Genomic DNA, 18323 nt, shown 5'->3' with positions numbered 1-18323 from the left:
ATGCACGCTCAATTGATCAAGCTACTCAGCCTCTCGGGCCTCACGGCAGCAATCTTCGCAGCCTCGAGCGGCGTGCGCGCCGATGACGCTCACGCGCCGACGTTCACCGCCGAGCCTTGCTGCAACATTTGCCCGCAGGCGCTCGACGCCAAGAACTACACCACGCGCTATCAGCAGAACTTCACCACGCTGGTACAGGCCCAGGGTGACTGGCTGTTCCGTACCCAGGAAGACCTGCGGACCCAATTCGACACCTCGCCCGAAGGTTATCGGCGCATGAAAGAACTGCACGATGCCTTCAAAAGCAAAGGTGTCGAGCTGGTCGTGGTGTACCAACCCACCCGTGGCCTGGTCGATCGAAACAAGCTGCTCCCGACTGAGCGCGCCAAGTACGACTACGAAACGGCGCTGAAAAACTACCAGGCCATGCTCGGCCGTTTCAGCCAGATGGGTTACTGGGTGCCCGACCTGTCGCCACTGACCAATGAGCCCTCGACCAAGGACGAGCAAGGGCACGATTTCTACTTCCGTGGCGACCAACACTGGACGCCTTACGGTGCTCAACGCACGGCGAAAATCGTCGCCGAAAAGGTCAAGCAAGTACCGGGGTTCGCTGACATTCCCAAACGTGAATTCGAAAGCCACAAGTCTGGTCGCATGGGCAAGACCGGTACCCTGCATAACATGGCCGCGCAGTTGTGCGGCAATACCTACGCGATCCAGTACATGGATCAGTTCGTGACCGAGCCCAAGGGCGAAGCCGCTGACGGCGACCTGTTCGGCGATTCCGGCAACCCGGAAATCACCCTGGTCGGTACCAGTCACAGCGGCAAGAACTATAACTTTTCCGGCTTCCTTGAAGAGTACATCGGCGCAGACGTTCTCAACGTCGCCTTCCCCGGTGGTGGCCTGGAAGGCTCAATGCTGCAATACCTGGGCAGCGACGACTTCCAGAAGAAACCGCCGAAAATCCTGATCTGGGAATTCTCGCCGCTGTATCGCCTGGACCAAGAGACCATCTACCGGCAGATGATGTCTCTGCTCGACAACGGCTGCGAAGGCAAGACTGCAATCATGAGCCAGAGCGCCACACTGAAAACCGGGGCCAATGAGCTTCTGGTCAATGGCAAAAACGGCATCAAAGATGTGCGCAACGGCAGTAATCAGGTCGACATCCGCTTCGCCGACACGTCGGTGAAAACCTTGCACGCCACGCTCTGGTACATGAATGGCCGGCATGAAGACCTGAAAATCGAAAAACCGACAACATCCGATACAGACGGGCGTTTCGCCTTTGAACTGCGCGACGACAAGGACTGGGCTGACCAGCAATTGCTCGCCGTGGAAGTACAGGGCCCGGAAGCGGGCGCTGCACCTCAGCAAGTTGAAGCGAAAATATGCAAACGCAACGTGTTCCCACGAGCTGCGCAAAACACCGCGCAAGCCGGGTTATGAGGCCTTTATGCACACTCGAAAAATGATGCTCCCCACCCTGCTCGCCGTGGCGCTGATGGCCGCGACCGATGCCGCGTCTGCTGCCCAGGCGCTGGTTCCACCACAGGGCTACTTCGCCGGTATTGAGAAGGTCAAAACCGGTGACAATAAATTCAGCTGCGATGCGATTCCCAAACCGTACACCGACAAACTGGTGTTTCGCAGCAAATACGAAGGCTCGGACAAGGCCCGCTCGACCCTCAACGAGGTCTCGGAAAAAGCCTTCAGGGACGCCACGGCCGACATCACCAAGCTGGAGCGCGACACCAGCAAAATCGTCATGCAGTACATGCGTGACGGTCGTCCGGAACAGCTCGACTGCGCCTTGAACCTGCTCACCACCTGGGCCAAGGCCGATGCGCTCGAGTCCAAGGACTTTAACCACACCGGCAAGTCAATGCGCAAATGGGCACTGGGCAGTATGTCCTCGGCTTACCTGCGCCTGAAGTTCTCCAACTCGCACCCGTTGGCCGCGCATCAGGAACAAGCGCAAATCATCGAAGCCTGGTTCAGCAAACTGGCCGATCAGGTGGTCAGCGATTGGGACAACCTGCCGATGGACAAGAACAACAACCACACCTACTGGGCTGCCTGGTCGGTGATGGCAACGTCGGTGGTGACCAATCGACGTGACTTGTTCGACTGGTCGGTGAAGGAGTTCCGCGTCGGCGCCAATCAGATCGACAAGGACGGCTTCCTGCCCAACGAGCTCAAGCGCAAACAACGCGCCCTGGCGTATCACAACTACGCCCTGCCACCGATGGCGATGATTGCCAGTTTTGCCCAGGCCAATGGCGTCGATGTACGTCCGGAAAACAACGGTGCATTGCAGCGTCTGGGTGAACGGGTGCTGAGCGGGATCAAGGATGCCGACAGTTTCACCCAGCGCAACGGCGAAAAACAGGACATGACCGATCTCGAGATCGACAGCAAGTTCGCCTGGCTCGAACCCTTCTGCTCGCTCTACACCTGCAAGGCCGAAGTACTGGATCAAAAACACAAGATGGAACCGTTCAAGACCTTCCGTCTTGGCGGCGACCTGACCAAGGTTTTCGATCCGGCGCATGAAAAAGGCAATAAAGGTTCTGGTTCCTGAGGCACCACGAACCCCGTAGGAGCTGACGTGTCTGCGATAAGGTCGGTACGACCTTCAGACGGCAGTGGCAGTAAATTTCATGCAATACACCCCCTGTTTTTTGTGGGGGGTTTGGGGGGGCTTCGGCCTTTGACTGTTGAACCAACGGAGGGATAAGGATGGTTTTCTCATCCAATGTGTTCCTGTTCTTGTTCTTGCCGATCTTCCTCGGCTTGTACTACTTGAGCGGACAACGCTACCGCAACTTGCTGTTGCTGATTGCCAGCTACGCGTTCTATGCCTGGTGGCGAGTGGACTTCCTGGCGTTGTTCATCGGCGTGACCCTGTGGAACTACTGGATCGGCCTGAAAGTCGGCGCGGCAGGCGTGCGCACCAAACCGGCACAGCGCTGGCTGTTGCTCGGCGTGGCGGTGGATCTGGGCATCCTTGGTTACTTCAAATACGCCAACTTTGGCGTGGACAGCATCAACGCGATGATGACCTCGGTAGGTCTCGAACCGTTCATTCTGACCCACGTCTTGTTGCCGATCGGGATCTCCTTCTACGTCTTCGAATCGATCAGCTACATCATCGACGTTTACCGTGGCGACACACCGGCCACCCGTAACCTGATCGACTTTGCTGCGTTCGTCGCGATCTTTCCGCACCTGATTGCCGGCCCCGTGTTGCGCTTCCGCGACCTGGCCGACCAGTTCAATAACCGCACGCACACCCTGGACAAGTTCTCCGAAGGCGCCACGCGCTTCATGCAGGGCTTCATCAAGAAGGTGTTCATCGCCGACACCCTGGCTGTAGTCGCCGACCATTGCTTCGCCTTGCAGCACCCGACCACCGGGGATGCCTGGCTCGGTGCGCTGGCGTACACCGCGCAGCTGTATTTCGACTTCTCCGGCTACAGCGACATGGCCATTGGCCTGGGCCTGATGATGGGCTTCCGCTTCATGGAGAACTTCAAGCAGCCGTACATCAGCCAGTCGATCACCGAGTTCTGGCGGCGCTGGCACATCAGCCTGTCCACCTGGCTGCGTGACTATCTGTACATCACCTTGGGCGGTAACCGTGGCGGTACCTTGACCACCTACCGCAACCTGTTCCTGACCATGTTGCTTGGTGGTCTGTGGCACGGTGCGAACATCACCTACATCGTCTGGGGCGCCTGGCACGGCATGTGGTTGGCGATCGAAAAAGCCTTGGGCCTGAACACCAATCAGCGCAGCTTCAATCCGATTCGTTGGGCGCTGACCTTCCTGCTGGTGATCATGGGCTGGGTTATTTTCCGCTCGGAAAACCTGCACGTTGCTGCACGGATGTATGGCGCGATGTTCAGCTTCAGCGAATGGCAACTGTCGGAACTCAACAGCGCCAGCCTCACCGGCCTGCAAGTGGCAACACTGATCGTGGCGTACATGACACTGGCGTTCTTCGGTCTGCGTGACTTCTACGCGAACCGACCTAAAGCCGACGCGATCAAGGGTGTGAAACCTGCTGCCGGCGAAGAGAGCACCGAGGCCAACGGTCCCGCAACCGCTCAACCGGGCATGATCAAAGCAGTCCCTGGCGACCAGCCGAACAGCATTCACCTGCCGGGTTACACCGTCGGCACCGATGCTCAGGTACAGCCTGCGTTCTGGGTCGCCGACTGGCCGCGTTATGCGATGCGCACCTTGGTGTTGCTGTTGTTCGTAGCATCGATCCTCAAGCTCTCGGCGCAAAGTTTCTCGCCGTTCCTTTACTTCCAGTTTTGAGGGGCCTGACATGACCCGATCATTACGCTTCCTCTACATCGTCCTGTTCCTCGCCATCCTGCTCGCGTTGGGTGTCTGGTCGCTGCGCAGTTTCGGCAGCTTCTCGACTTCCGCCGAGACCACCGTGCTCAACGGGCGCTGGACCAAAGCGGCGGAGACTCATTACGACGATGAGTTCCCGATCAAACGCCTGGGCACCAACCTTTGGGCCGCACTGGACTTCAAGCTGTTCAACGAAGGCCGTCCCGGTGTCGTGCTGGGCCGCGATCAGTGGCTGTACAGCGATGAAGAGTTCAACCCTGTGGCCAACGGCGAGCAGAACGAAGCCGACAACCTCGCGCTGATTCAAGGTGTACGCGACACCCTGAAAAAACAGGGCACACAGTTGGTGCTGGCCATCGTGCCGGCAAAAACCCGGCTGTACCCGGAGCACATCGGCGACAACACCCCGGCTGCGCTGCATGCCGATTTGTATCAGCAGTTCCATGCCCAGATGGCGAAGGCCGGCATTATTGCCCCTGACCTGCTGACGCCGCTGCAGAGCGCAAAACAGAACGGTGCCGTGTTCCTGAGGACCGACACGCACTGGACGCCGATGGGTGCCGAAGTCGTCGCTCAACAGCTGGGCACGGTCATCAGCAATGAAACACCGTTGAGCGGCCAGCCTGAAAAGTTCGTCACCGAAGCCAAAGAGACCGCGCCGTACAAGGGTGACCTGACCAGCTTCCTGCCACTGGACCCGCTGTTCAGCAACCTGTTGCCTAAACCCGATCAGCTGCAACAACGCAGCACTAATCCGGCTCAGGCCGAGGCTAACGACGGCGATGCCCTGTTCGCGGACAACGAAGTCGCGGTAGGACTGGTCGGCACCAGCTACAGCGCCAACCCGAACTGGAACTTCCTGGGCGCCTTGAAACAGGCACTGCAAAGCGACGTGGTCAATTACGCCGAAGACGGCCATGGCCCGATTCTGCCGATGCTCAAATACCTGCAAACCGATGCTTTCAAGAACAGCCCGCCGCAAGTGCTGATTTGGGAGTTCCCAGAACGTTATCTGCCTGCCCACAACGACCTTGGCGAGTTCGATCCGCAGTGGATCGCCGAACTTAAACAGGCTCGCGACCCGCAACAAAATCTGGCGCTTAACGCCAACAAATCCGAGTCGCCCAACCGGGCGCAAAACTGAGAGGAACATCTCATGACCTTACAGACCACTCCAAATCGTTTTGCCAAAAAAAGCCTGTTGAAAACCTGCGCACTGGTTGCAGGCCTCGGCTTGTTCTCCCTGCAAGCCTTTGCCGGTGGCGACTCTGCGCTCTATGGCCCGACGGCCCCTAAAGGCTCGACCTTCGTCCGGGTCTACAACGCCAGCAACGCGGAAATCAGCGCCAGCGTCGGCAACACCAACCTCAACGAAATCGCACCGTTGGCCAGCAGCGCCTTCAGCTTCATGCCCCAGGGCGACTACAGCGCCAAGGTTGGCAGCCAGACCGTACCGGTGAAACTGGCCAGTGATCACTATTACACCCTGGTCAGCAACACCAGCGGCACCCCACAACTGGTGGAAGAGCCGCCGTTCAAGAACAAACAGAAATCCCTGGTGCGCGTGCAGAACCTCACCGACAAAGCGCTGACCCTGAAAACCGCCGATGGCAAGACCGATGTCATCCCGGCCGTCGCCGCCAAAGGCCGTGGCGACCGTGAAATCAACCCGGTGAAAGTCAGCCTGGCGCTGTTCGACGGCGATAAGAAAATCAGCGATCTGAAACCGATTGCCCTGGAACGTGGTGAAGCCGCCGTTCTGTATGTCACCGGCAGCGGCAGCAACGTGTCGCCGGTCTGGGTCAAACCCCCGGTCGCCACGCGCTAACCCATTGAGACAGCCGGTCCTGGGCTCCGTAGTCAGGAGAGGACCGGTTGTCACGGAACAAAAACAAGACTGAAACGACAGAAAACGACGTACAGCCTTTTTGAAGACTTTTGGAGAAGTAAAATGATTCCAGTAATCTTGTCAGGTGGTAGCGGCTCACGACTCTGGCCGCTTTCGCGCAAACAGTTCCCTAAACAGTTCCTGGCCTTGACCGGTGAGCACACCCTGTTCCAGCAAACCCTCGAACGCCTGAAGTTCGACGGCATGCAGGACCCTATCGTGGTCTGCAACAAGGACCACCGCTTCATCGTTACAGAGCAACTGGACACCTTGAAGCTAGAGACCCAGGCCATCTTGCTGGAGCCCTTCGGCCGCAACACCGCACCGGCCGTCGCAATCACCGCGATGATGCTGCTCAGCGATGGCCGTGATGAACTGATGTTGGTGCTCCCGGCCGACCACGTCATCGACGATCAAAAAGCCCTGCAACGCGCCCTCGCCCTGGCCACCGTCGCGGCCGAACGCGGCGAAATGGTGCTGTTCGGCGTACCGGCGACCAAACCTGAAACCGGTTATGGCTACATCAAGTCGACCCACGATGTGCTACTGCCCGAGGGTGTGAGCCGCGTCTCGCACTTCGTCGAAAAACCTGACGAAAAGCGCGCCACCGAGTTCGTCAACGCTGGCGGTTATTTCTGGAACAGCGGCATGTTCCTGTTTCGTGCCAGCCGTTACCTCGAAGAGCTGAAAAAGCACGACACGGACATCTACGACACCTGCATGCTGGCCCTCGAACGCAGCATTCACGACGGCGACAACATCGACATTGATGCCGCCACCTTCGCCTGCTGCCCGGACAACTCCATCGACTACGCCGTGATGGAAAAAACCCAGCGCGCCTGCGTGGTTCCGCTCACCGCTGGCTGGAATGATGTCGGCTGCTGGTCATCGCTGTGGGACGTGCAGGAAAAAGACGCCCACGGCAACGTGGCCAAAGGCGATGTGGTGATCCAAGACAGCCGCAACTGCATGATCCATGGCAACGGCAAACTGGTCTCGGTCATTGGCCTGGACAATATCGTCGTGGTCGAAACCAAAGACGCGATGATGATTGCCCACAAAGACAAAGTTCAGGGCGTCAAGCAGATGGTCAACACCCTCAACGAACAGGGCCGTAGCGAAACCCAGAACCACTGTGAGGTTTACCGACCTTGGGGTTCCTACGACTCGGTGGACATGGGTGGCCGGTTCCAAGTCAAGCACATCTCGGTTAAACCGGGCGCTTGCCTGTCCCTGCAAATGCACCACCACCGCGCCGAACACTGGATCGTCGTCTCCGGCACTGCCGAAGTGACCTGCGATGAAAACGTGTTCCTGCTGACCGAAAACCAATCCACCTACATCCCGATTGCCTCGGTCCATCGCTTGAGAAACCCAGGCAAGATCCCGTTGGAAATCATTGAAGTCCAGTCCGGCAGCTACTTGGGCGAAGACGACATTGAACGTTTCGAAGACGTCTACGGGCGTTCCAATAACGTGGTGGAAATGGGCATAAAGACCAAAACCATCGCACGCTGATACGGTTTAAACCGTAACACTCTGGCCTTCGTAACCCCTCTGCGTATTTCCCATCCGCAGAGGGGTTACGGGGGCTTTTTCATGTCAGTCACATCGCCTTCAGTCAGTGACATTTGTGGCTGCGCAGGAGCGAATTCATTCGCAAAGGCGTCAGTGCCGCAATACAAAGCCTGAAGCTAACGCTACGATGCCCACATCTGTGTGACCAAGGTATCCCCCCATGCTGATCGGCATTGCGCTCATTCTAACGTGGCTGATTCTGCTCTTGCGTTACCCCGCCAAGGCGTTGCCGGTGTCATTGGCGGCGGTGTTGGGTTTGGGGAGCGTGGCGGCATGGGTGGTATGGCAGGACAGCCGCGAAACGCGACGGTTGGAGCATCTGGAGTTGCGATTGACTTATTTGCCGCAACAATGCCCGCCTGACCGTCCGTTACAGATCCAGTTACACAATGGCAATGACGTGCCGCTGCTCTCCCTGCAGTGGCGTGTTGCGGCTTATATGCCGGGGGACACGGTCAACCTGGCCGATAACGTCTACGCGGCACCTCGCTATCGCGGCCCTGGCGAATTGCAGGCCGGTGGCGATTGGCAAGACTGCTTACCCCTGCCGCCGCTGCGTCCGGGTTACCGCGCGCAAACCGTGGAGTTTCGTGCCGAGCACTTACAAGGCAGTTTCTCGGACTAGGTCCTTTAAGGAAAATACATGCCCATCGCCCTTATCACCGGTTGTTCCAGCGGCATTGGCCGCGCACTGGCGGAAGCCTTCAAAGCCGCTGGCTATCAAGTCTGGGCCACCGCCCGCAAAACCGAAGATGTCGCTGCATTGCAGGCTGCCGGGTTCATCGCGGTGGAACTGGACGTCAACGACAGCGCGGCGCTTGAGCGATTGGCGGGACAGCTTGAGCAACAAGGCGGCCTTGATGTGCTGATCAATAATGCCGGTTACGGCGCCATGGGGCCGTTGCTCGATGGTGGCGTGGAGGCTATGCGCCGACAGTTCGACACCAATGTGTTCGCGGTGGTCGGCGTCACGCGTGCGCTGTTTCCGTTATTGCGCCGCAGCAAAGGGCTGGTAGTGAATATCGGCAGTGTTTCGGGGGTGCTGGTCACGCCGTTTGCAGGCGCTTATTGCGCATCTAAAGCCGCCGTGCATGCGCTCAGCGATGCCCTGCGTCTGGAGCTGGCACCGTTCGGCATCAAACTGATGGAAGTGCAGCCTGGCGCCATCGCCTCCAGCTTTGCCAGCAACGCCAGCCGCGAAGCCGAACAGTTGATCGGTGAGTCCTCACCCTGGTGGCCGCTGCGTGACGCTATTCGCGCCCGGGCCAACGCGTCACAAGGTAACCCGACCCCCGCAGCCGACTTCGCCCGCGACCTGCTCAAGGCCGTGTCGCAAGACAACCCTCCGCGCTTGCTGCGGTTGGGTAATGGCAGCAGGGCCATGCCGCTGATGGCGTGGCTGCTGCCTAAAGGCGTGTTGGACTACGCGTTGAAAAAGCGCTTTGGATTGCGTGGCACATTGTAGGCACTGCATCCATCACCGCTGATGATCAATGGTCCTCTGGATTCACGATCACGGTGCAGGTAATCCCTGCCGCCAACACCACACCCTCTGGCACCTGGTCCAGGTGGATGCGCACGGGTACACGCTGGGCCAGGCGCACCCAGTTGAAGGTCGGGTTGACGTCGGCGGTCAGTTCGCGGCTTTGCGGGTTGTCCCGGTCATAGATGCCACGGGCGATGCTTTCGACGTGGCCCTTCAGCACTTCGCCGCTCATCAACTGCATGTCGGCCGGATCACCGACGCGAACATGCGGCAGTTTGTTCTCTTCAAAGTAGCCGTACACCCAGAACGAGTTCTTGTCGACCACGGCCATTTTTGCTTCGCCGATCCGCGCATAGTCGCCACGGTGCACGTTGAGGTTGGTGACGTAGCCATCTACCGCAGACAGCACCTTGGTGCGTTTGAGGTTGAGCTCGGCGGCGTCCAGTTGCGCCTGAGCAAGCTCATAGTCGGCCAGCGTCGAGCTGGCGATATTGCTCGCATCGTCACGGCTTTCGCTGGAAATCACCAGGCTGTCCATGTCCGCGCGACGCTTGGCATTCAGCTTGCGCATTTCCCACGTGGCCTTGCGTGAAGCCACCAACGCCTGCGCCTGTTTGACGGCAATCTCGTAATGCTCTGGATCGATCAGCATCAGCACATCGCCCTTCTTCACCAGTTGGTTGTCGCGCACCGGCACATCCACCACCACACCGGAGACATCGGCAGCGACGTTGATCACATCGGCGCGCACCCGACCATCGCGGGTCCAGGGTGTGTCCATGTAATTAATCCACAGGGTACGACCGATCCACAGGGCCAGAGCCAGAACCAGCAAGGTAGCAATCAGACTGAAGAGCTTTTTCATCCAGGGTTTCTCAAAAAAAGTGCATCAACGGTAAACGGTGAGCGCCAGAGCGCCAAAGATGCAGGTAAACACGCACAGACGCAGCAGCGCCGGATGCCAGAAAAACCGATACAGATCGAGTTCGGACAAGAGCCGACCCAAGGTCCAGGCAATGACTGCCGCGATCAGGAACATCAAGGTCATGGTCGGCATATAGACGCCGTGGAAGGCGATTTCACGAGGCATGGATCAGTCCTTGCGGCTTGCGTAACGGGGCATACGCGGCCAGGGGAGATTGCGGATCAAGCAGCGAAGTGCGGATAAAGTGCAAGTAACTCTGGACGCGCCGCAATACCGACGTGTCGAAGTGCCGGGCAAAGGGCTCATCAGTGGCCTGCACTCGACTGATCGCATGATCGACGGCGATCAGGGCACGTTCCAGGTTGCTGTGGTTGGGCTGCAGAAACAAGCGGATGAGCGAGCGTCCCATCACCCGGATCGCCAGACGCCAGGACTGTGACTCGGCATAGCACGGGTGCACCGGCATGATTGACTGTTCACGACGTAATTCGATGATGGCGTGACCGACCTCAAGCACCACGAACATCCAGCGCAACAGATTGCGTTGAACCTCCGGTTGCCCCGCCGCCAGGCCGTAAGCTTGATGCAGCAGGTCACGGGTACGACTTTCGAAGCTCGACCCTAAACCGCGCAACGGCGCGCTGATGGCGTACAACACCTGCTGACGCAAGTCCTGTTCAAGCCGGCTCCACATCCAACGGCTGTTGGGCGGCAAAATAATTGCACCCGCCGCTGCGCAGACCAGCATGCCGAGCACCATCCCGATGTAGTCATTGATGAACCCGTAAGGGTTGTAGATCGTCAGGTTGTCAGGCACCGAGCCGGTGCTGAAAAAAATCAACAATCCCAAGCCATAGCCCGCCAATTGCGGCCGCGAGGAGAGGAACGAGCCGAGCACCAACACCGGGGCAAGCACCAGGCACAACAAGGGGAAGCCATCGATGAACGGGTACACGAAAAACATTTCGATAAAGCCTAATATGGCTCCCAGAAACGTGCCGCAAGCCATCTGAAAGGCCATGCGCTTGGGGTTCGCCGACGAGGCTGAAAGGCCGATGGTGGCGGCGGCGACCAAGGTCATGATGGAACCACTCGGCCATGCGGTGGCAACCCAATAGCTGCCCAGCACCAAAAGGACGAACGAGGCTCGAACACCGGCGGCGAGAGCGGCCACCCAGTTCGTCTGTGAGGTAAACGGTTCATCCCACTGTTCACGGACATGGTTGTGATCGGCCAGCGAGGCATGAGTCTGGGCGTAACCGTGCATGTCATCGACAAACCGATACAGCAGCTCATAGGCGGTGTGGAAATCCAGCAGGTCCGCGTCGGCAGGTTGAGTCTCGACCAGCGCCGCACGCAGACTTCGCACGCGCTCCGGCAGCCCCTCTTTAAACGCCGCCAATCGCTCGGCCAATCGCGCCGCGTCGGCATCGGTCAAAGGCCGCCCGGAGAAAGCTTCAAGCAAATCGGCGAGTGCCATCAACCCCGGTTCAATGGCGCTGATCACCTGAACCGCTTCTCGACTGCGCAAGCGCTCAAGCAGTTGGTGCAAGGCATTGAAGCGCGTGGTGATGGCCATGAACTCACTGTTCAGGCGATTGAGCCGGCCGTTGCGTCGGCGCATATGCGGGTCTTCGAACACGGTGACACTGCGCAACCCTTCCAGACCAATCGCTTCGGCGATAAAACGCACGTTACCGGCCTCGAATGCGCCCGATTCATTACCCACCCGCAAACCATGAGCCACGAACCCGGCAAACACGCCAAAACGCAGGTACAGCGCGTTACGCATCGCAGCACTGGCGGTTTGCGGCAAGATCGCGACACTGACCAGGGTCGAGCACAGGATGCCCAGGGAAATTTCCAACACCCGCCACATGGCCGCCATGAACGCGCCATCCGGGTGTGCCAGGGCAGGCAGGCCGACCATGGCAGCGGTATAACCGGCCAGAACAAACCCATAGGCCCGGAAGTTTCGGTTACGCGCGGCGCCGGCCGAACAAATGCCCACCCAGATCGCCAGGCTGACTAGAAACAACTCAGTGTCCTGAGCGAACAAGGCGATCAGGGCGACCATCACCGCCGAACCGGTCAACGTCCCCAGGAAGCGGTAAAAACTTTTGGCCAGGACTTGCCCGTTCTGCCGCTGCATCACAATGAACACAGTGATCATCGCGGTGCGGGGCTGCGGCAACTCCAGACGCATGGCCAGCCACAAGGTCAAGAACGCGGCGAACAGCACCTTGAAGATATAGACCCAGGTCACGCCATCGCTGCGCGCCCACTCAAAAAAACCGCGACGCCATTCCAACGAGCCCAGCCAACGCACGGGAGCATACAGAGGGGTCATGGTCGACTCATCATGTGATCCAGCGCTTCAAGGGCCGCCGGAGGTTTGCTGGGCGCGGTTTTCTTCTCGTCGGGCGAATCGGCACCTGCCGACAAGCCACCACCCAGCGCAACCACCAACGCGGCGTGAGCGGTCAGGCGGGCAGCCTGAACCTGCTGCTGAATTTCCTGCTGGTGAAACAATAAGGTCTGGACGTTAAGCACATTCAGATAATCGGTCAGACCGCGCTTATAGGCAACCAACGCGATGTCATACGTCTTCTGCGCCGACGCCACCGACTCAGCGGTGAACACTTGTTGCTTGTCCATCGAGGCGCGGCGGATCAATTGGTCGGAGATATCTTTGAGCGCATTGATCAGTGTCTGGTTGTACTGCGCAACGGCCACATCATACCCGGCCGACGCTTCACCCAACTCTGCACGCAAACGCCCGCCGTCGAAGATCGGCAACGTAATCGCCGGGCCGACGCTGTAGTTGAATTTATTGCCGGAGAGGAACGACAGCATGCCGCCGCCAGTAGCCATGAAGCCGAGGCTGCCGACCAGATCGACGTTAGGGTAAAAGCCGGCATGCGCGACATCGATGCCGCGCGCCTGGGCCGCGACTCTCCAGCGGCTGGCGACCACGTCCGGGCGCTGCCCGAGCAGTTCAGCGGGCAATGCCGATGGCAGTTTCAATGCGGCCTGCAATGACAGGGTTGGCCGCTGTAACTTCGCGCCCTCCCCTGGGCCCTTACCTGCCAACGCCGCGAGCTGATTGCGACTCAGGTCGATAGCCTCGTCCAGCGCATCGATTTGCCGATGGGTTTCCGGCAGCGGTGTTTCGGCCTGGCTGACTTCGAAATGAGTGCCGATCCCACCGCTCAGGCGTCGTTGCGCCAGATCGAGGATCTGCTGCTGTTGGGCCAGCGTCGCTTCAACAATGTCGCGCTGCGCGTAATTCAACGACAGCTGAATATAGGCACGGACGATGTTGTTCTGCAGTTCGAGTTGCGCCAGGCGTGATTCGGCGGCAGTCATGTGCGCCAGATCAAGCGCCTGTTCGGTGGTATTACTTTCCCGGCCCCACAGGTCGAGGGAGTAACTCAGGCCCAGCGAGGCATTGTTGTCCCACGTGCTGGTATTGGCCAACGCGCCTGGACCGTAGAACTGGTCGGTAGGCCAGTTATGACGTTTGAGGGTAGAGTCGCCATTGACATGCACCGACTCGGCGGACTCGGCGATACCGGCCATGGCCTTGGCCTGACGTACGCGGGCGGCGGCCATCGCAAGGCTCGGGCTGCCTTGGGCGGCAAGCTCGATCCAGCGGTCAAGTTGCTCATCACTGTAGGCTCGCCACCACTGGGCAGCGGGCCAATGAGCATCTTTGGCAGCATTTTGGATAGCTTCGTCCGTGGCCAGGGTGTTGGCCGGCAAGGAGTGGTCTTGAGGGGCAATCCCCCAAGTCCCGATGCAGCCGCCTATTGCCAGGGATAAAGACAAAACACTGAGGAGCTTAAGCCCTCTGATCATGCGACGCGGCACAGCTGCGAATTCCCGACTTAGGTGAAATAGCGTGAAGACAACGATTCTAGGCGGCAGTCCGGGCGGCGATAAGCCGAGGGAAGTGTGATTCTTTGTTACCAAACGCGCGATAATCCATTGGTCTGACTCACACGCAACTGTTACTTCATGTCACACTTTGCCAATCTCACCAGAGAACTGCCAATGGATACCCTGCAAAACATGCGCGCTTTCAGTTGCGTGGCGCAAGCGGGAAGCTTTACTGCAGCAGCAGTACAGCTCGATACCACCACCGCCAACGTATCGCGTGCAGTCTCAAATCTTGAAGCGCACCTGCAAACCCGACTGCTCAATCGCACCACTCGACGGATTGCCCTCACCGAAGCAGGCAAACGCTACCTGCTGCGCTGTGAACAAATCCTCGGGTATGTCGAAGAAGCCGAAGCTGAAGCCAGTGACGCTCACGCTCGCCCGGCCGGACAGCTGAAAGTCCATTCGATGACCGGCGTCGGCCAGCATTACGTTATCGATGCCATCGCCCGTTATCGCAAGCATCACCCGGACGTGACCTTCGACCTGACCATGGCCAACCGCGCGCCTGACCTGCTCAACGAGGGTTACGACGTCTCCATCGTCCTGGCCAGCGAGCTGCCGGATTCGGGTTTCGTTTCCCAACGCCTGGGGATCACCTACAGCATCGTTTGTGCCTCGCCGGCCTACGTCAAAGCCTTCGGTGCTGCGCAAAAGCCCCAAGACCTGCTCAACCACGCCTGCTTGCGCCTGGTCAGCCCGGTGATTCCGCTGGAGAAGTGGTTGTTTGATGGTCCTGAAGGTCAGGAGATGGTCACCATCGTCACCTCGCCCTTCCTGGTCAATTCGGCCGACGCCATGAAAACCGCGATCTGCAGTGGCATGGGGGTGGGGATTCTGCCGATTTACTCCGCCATCGAAGGTTTGCGCAACGGCACGCTGGTACGGGTCCTGCCCAACTACCGCTCGCAGGAACTGAACCTGTACGCCATCTACCCGTCGCGTCAGTACCTGGATGCGAAGATCAGGACGTGGGTCGAATACCTGCGCGGCTCACTGCCAGAGATTCTGGCCGCACATGAAGCCGACTTGAAAACCCACGACTTGATGAACATCGTCTGACCTGTTCCGCTCGGCAGAAGAATCCCCTCGAAAGAACCAGATGCCCAGGGACGGGCAAGAATGTTAGCGTGCTACGCACTGACCATTCGAACGTCAGAGAGTATCTGCCTGATGAAAAAGACCGTACTTGCCTTCAGCCGCGTGTCCCCTGAAATGGCCGAGCGCCTGCAGCAAGATTTCAACGTGATCGTACCCAACCCCAAGCTTGGCGATATGAACGCGCAGTTCAACGACGCGCTGCCGCACGCCCACGGCCTGATCGGCGCGGGCCGCACGCTGGGCCGCGAACAACTGCAAAGTGCCACCAGGCTGGAAGTGGTGTCGAGCATTTCGGTGGGCTACGACAATTACGAGCTGGGCTATTTCAACGAGCGCGGCATCATGCTCACCAACACCCCGGATGTGTTGACCGAAAGCACCGCTGACCTGGCCTTCGCCCTGCTCATGAGCAGCGCCCGACGCGTTGCCGAACTGGACGCCTGGACCAAGGCTGGCCAATGGAAACGCACGGTCGAAGCCTCGCATTTCGGCACCGACGTGCATGGCAAGACCCTGGGTATCGTCGGCATGGGCAACATCGGCGCGGCCATCGCACGTCGTGGCCATTTCGGTTTCAACATGCCAATCCTGTACAGCGGCAATAGTCGCAAGACCTCGCTGGAACAGGAAATGGGCGCGCAGTACCGCAGCCTCGATCAACTGCTGGCCGAGTCCGACTTCGTTTGCCTCGTGGTGCCATTGAGCGAAAAGACCAAACACCTGATCAGCACCCGCGAACTGGCGCTGATGAAGCCCAGTGCGCTCCTGATCAACATCTCTCGCGGCCCGGTGGTCGACGAACCCGCGCTGATCGAAGCCCTGCAGCAGGGCACTATTCGTGGCGCGGGTCTGGATGTGTACGAAAAAGAACCGCTGGCCGAATCACCGCTGTTCCAGTTGAGCAACGCAGTCACCCTGCCGCACATCGGTTCCGCCACCCACGAGACGCGCCAGGCCATGGCCGATCGCGCCTACGCCAATTTGCGCAGTGCGTTGCTGGGTGAGCGACCGCAGGATCTGGTCAATCCGCAGGTGTGGAAGGGCTAAATCTTTAAACCAGCTTGCCGTTGCCGCTATTGGCAGGGTTAACGGCAGGCTGCTTTGGCTTACGAAACACCAGCACATTCCCCAGCATCACCAACACCAGCCCCATCAACGCGGGCAGTGTCCATTGGTAGCCTTCGACGAACGCCGAGATATTCAGCGCGACCACCGGGAATAGCACGGTGCAATACGCCGCGCGTTCCGGTCCCATGCGTCCGACCAGGGTCAAGTAAGCGGTAAAGCCGATGACCGAGCCGGCAATCACCAGATACACCAGCGAGCCGATGTAGCGCGTGTTCCATTCGAAGCTGAAGGGCGTACCGCTGAGTAGACAATACACACTGAGCATCGCCGCACCGTAGAACATCCCCCAGGCATTGGTGGTCAGGGGGCGCAAGCCGGCTTTTTGTTGCAGGCTGGACAACAGATTACCGGCGGAGAAGCACAGCGTACCGAGCAGGGCCAGGCCCAGACCGAGCAAGGTTTCGTGACTGGCCGTACGCCCGGACAGTTCAGGCCAGAACAGACACGCCAGACCGATCAGTCCCAACGCCCCCCCGGCGAGCACATTGCGCGCGACTTTCTGGCGGAAAAAAATCCGGGCATTCAGTGCGTTCCACAGCGTCGAGGTGGAGAACACCACGGCGATCAAGCCGCTTGGGATCCACTGACTGGCCGTGTAGAAGCACATGAAGTTGACGCAGAACAGGCACAGGCCCTGCGCAAGACAAATGAATTGCCCGCGCCGATTGACCTTTTGCAGACGCCCGCTCAACAGCAGCATCACGAACAACACCAGGGCAGCGAAGCCGAAGCGATAGACAATCGACACCGGAATTGCCACGACGCCGAGCTGCAGTTTCAGAGCGATCCAGGTCGTGCCCCAGATCAAAACGGTGAGTAGATAAAGCGAGAGGTTCATCGTCGGGCTCCTGATTGAAGCCTCAGTCTGGCGCTTTGCATTAGCGCCTACTTGCACAATCTTGCGCATTTAATCGAGTGGAGGCTGGCAGCGCGGGCGCTACGGAGTAGGATGCGAATCGGAGAGAATCAGTTATGCCACCACTGGAAACCATCCAAGTCTTTCAAGCCCTGAACAGCTCGCCCAACGCTCGTCTGGAACAAAGCGCGGGGCTGGGTGACGGCATGGTCGCGGCCCTCTGGAACAACCGGCATGATGCGCAGGAGTACCAGGCGCCGAGCCACCACACGCTGTCCTGCTATATCGCGGGTGGCACCGGGACCTTTCGCCGCGAGCGACCCAACGACAAGGGCGGACCGGGCAAGTTATGTGTGTTGCCCGCCGGACATGAGTCCGCGTGGGTGATCAATGGCGAGATCCGTCTTGCACACCTGTACATCAGCCCCGAGCAATTCGCGCTGGGCTGCATCACTCTGCTGGACCGTGAGCCCCGCGAGCTGCAACTGCGCGAAAGCACCTTCATCGACGACCCCGAACAAGTGCAGCGTTTTCGCCGGTTGATCCAGCTCAACTGGAGCGAACCCGGCGAGCGCCTGCTGACCAGCAGCCTGGCCCACGACATGCTCAGCCATGCCCTGCTCAGCCAGGTTGGCCAGCGCGAAGGTCTGCGCCTCAAAGGCGGCCTGGCTCCGCACCTGCGGCGGCAGTTGGTGGACTACATCGAGAACCACCTGTCAGCCCCCATCAGCCTTGGGCTACTGGCGGGGCAATGCGCGCTGTCTGAATACCACTTCGCCCGCATGTTCCGCGAAAGCTTCGGTCTGCCGCCCCATCAATACCTGCTCGCCCGCCGCCTGACCCATGCCCGGCACCTGCTGCGTACCGGCAACCAAGCGTTCGGCGATATTGCCATGGCGTGCGGCTTTGCCAGCGCGAGTCACTTCAATAATCGATTTCGCCAGGCAATGGGCGCGACGCCGGGGGAATATCGGTTGGCGTTTGCCCGGTAACGGATCAACGCTTTCGGCAGCGCCTACATAAAATCAGTACGGACCTTGCG

General features: G+C 59.1%; 16 protein-coding genes. 11 read left to right on the top strand and 5 right to left on the bottom strand.

Annotated features, from left to right (window positions below):
* The 8 genes from RGU44_RS24750 (at position 1) to RGU44_RS24715 (ending at position 9308) form a co-directional block, all read left to right on the top strand.
* Positions 1 to 1455 (top strand): alginate O-acetyltransferase, encoded by a 1455-nt coding sequence (locus RGU44_RS24750; protein ID WP_322178011.1) that lies wholly within the window; start codon positions 1 to 3, stop codon positions 1453 to 1455.
* Between the two features lie 7 nt (positions 1456 to 1462).
* Positions 1463 to 2590, top strand: coding sequence for a mannuronate-specific alginate lyase (locus RGU44_RS24745; protein WP_322178010.1), 1128 nt, complete (start codon positions 1463 to 1465; stop codon positions 2588 to 2590).
* Positions 2591 to 2748: 158 nt separating this feature from the next.
* Positions 2749 to 4335, top strand: coding sequence for an MBOAT family protein (locus tag RGU44_RS24740; RefSeq protein WP_322178009.1), 1587 nt, complete (start codon positions 2749 to 2751; stop codon positions 4333 to 4335).
* 10 nt (positions 4336 to 4345) lie between these two features.
* Positions 4346 to 5521: an alginate O-acetyltransferase gene (locus RGU44_RS24735; RefSeq protein WP_322278434.1), complete on the top strand. Its 1176-nt coding sequence runs from the start codon at positions 4346 to 4348 to the stop codon at positions 5519 to 5521.
* A gap of 12 nt (positions 5522 to 5533) precedes the next feature.
* Entirely contained in the window at positions 5534 to 6205 is a 672-nt protein-coding gene (locus RGU44_RS24730) for an alginate O-acetyltransferase AlgF (protein WP_322178007.1), read from the top strand.
* 123 nt (positions 6206 to 6328) lie between these two features.
* The gene (locus tag RGU44_RS24725) at positions 6329 to 7783 is read left to right on the top strand and encodes a mannose-1-phosphate guanylyltransferase/mannose-6-phosphate isomerase (RefSeq protein WP_322178006.1); all 1455 of its coding nucleotides are present in this window, start codon (positions 6329 to 6331) and stop codon (positions 7781 to 7783) included.
* Positions 7784 to 8003: 220 nt separating this feature from the next.
* Positions 8004 to 8468, top strand: a complete 465-nt coding sequence (locus RGU44_RS24720; protein ID WP_322178005.1) for a multidrug transporter — start codon at positions 8004 to 8006, stop codon at positions 8466 to 8468.
* Between the two features lie 18 nt (positions 8469 to 8486).
* A complete protein-coding gene (locus tag RGU44_RS24715) occupies positions 8487 to 9308 on the top strand; it encodes an SDR family oxidoreductase (protein ID WP_322178004.1) in 822 nt (273 codons plus the stop codon).
* Between the two features lie 25 nt (positions 9309 to 9333).
* On the opposite strand, the gene RGU44_RS24710 is transcribed toward RGU44_RS24715, so the two are convergent.
* The 4 genes from RGU44_RS24710 to RGU44_RS24695 are packed head-to-tail and all read right to left on the bottom strand — an operon-like array spanning position 9334 to position 14127.
* A complete protein-coding gene (locus tag RGU44_RS24710) occupies positions 9334 to 10194 on the bottom strand; it encodes an HlyD family secretion protein (RefSeq protein ID WP_322178003.1) in 861 nt (286 codons plus the stop codon).
* A 24-nt stretch (positions 10195 to 10218) separates the two neighbouring features.
* A complete protein-coding gene (locus RGU44_RS24705) occupies positions 10219 to 10419 on the bottom strand; it encodes a DUF1656 domain-containing protein (protein WP_219060898.1) in 201 nt (66 codons plus the stop codon).
* Complete coding sequence (locus RGU44_RS24700) at positions 10409 to 12604, bottom strand: FUSC family protein (protein ID WP_322278433.1); 2196 nt, start codon at positions 12602 to 12604, stop codon at positions 10409 to 10411. The genes RGU44_RS24705 and RGU44_RS24700 overlap by 11 nt, the downstream gene beginning before the upstream one ends.
* Entirely contained in the window at positions 12601 to 14127 is a 1527-nt protein-coding gene (locus RGU44_RS24695) for an efflux transporter outer membrane subunit (protein ID WP_322278432.1), read from the bottom strand. Before RGU44_RS24695 ends, RGU44_RS24700 begins: the two co-directional genes overlap by 4 nt.
* Positions 14128 to 14310: 183 nt before the next feature.
* On the opposite strand from RGU44_RS24695, the gene RGU44_RS24690 reads away from it, so the two are divergent.
* Entirely contained in the window at positions 14311 to 15258 is a 948-nt protein-coding gene (locus RGU44_RS24690; protein WP_219060895.1) for a LysR family transcriptional regulator, read from the top strand.
* A 111-nt stretch (positions 15259 to 15369) separates the two neighbouring features.
* On the top strand, positions 15370 to 16344 hold the full coding sequence (locus RGU44_RS24685) for a D-glycerate dehydrogenase (protein WP_322278431.1): 975 nt from the start codon (positions 15370 to 15372) through the stop codon (positions 16342 to 16344).
* A gap of 4 nt (positions 16345 to 16348) precedes the next feature.
* Here the strand turns inward: RGU44_RS24685 and RGU44_RS24680 are convergent, their stop codons facing one another.
* The gene (locus RGU44_RS24680; RefSeq protein WP_322278430.1) at positions 16349 to 17263 is read right to left on the bottom strand and encodes a DMT family transporter; all 915 of its coding nucleotides are present in this window, start codon (positions 17261 to 17263) and stop codon (positions 16349 to 16351) included.
* Between the two features lie 134 nt (positions 17264 to 17397).
* Here RGU44_RS24680 and RGU44_RS24675 point away from each other — a divergent pair, with 134 nt between their 5' ends.
* Positions 17398 to 18273, top strand: a complete 876-nt coding sequence (locus tag RGU44_RS24675) for an AraC family transcriptional regulator (RefSeq protein WP_322177998.1) — start codon at positions 17398 to 17400, stop codon at positions 18271 to 18273.
* Positions 18274 to 18323 lie beyond the last annotated feature (50 nt).

The organism is Pseudomonas sp. 5C2, from assembly GCF_034314155.1.
Taxonomy (GTDB): domain Bacteria; phylum Pseudomonadota; class Gammaproteobacteria; order Pseudomonadales; family Pseudomonadaceae; genus Aquipseudomonas.
This window is presented reverse-complemented; position numbering and strand designations above follow the sequence as displayed.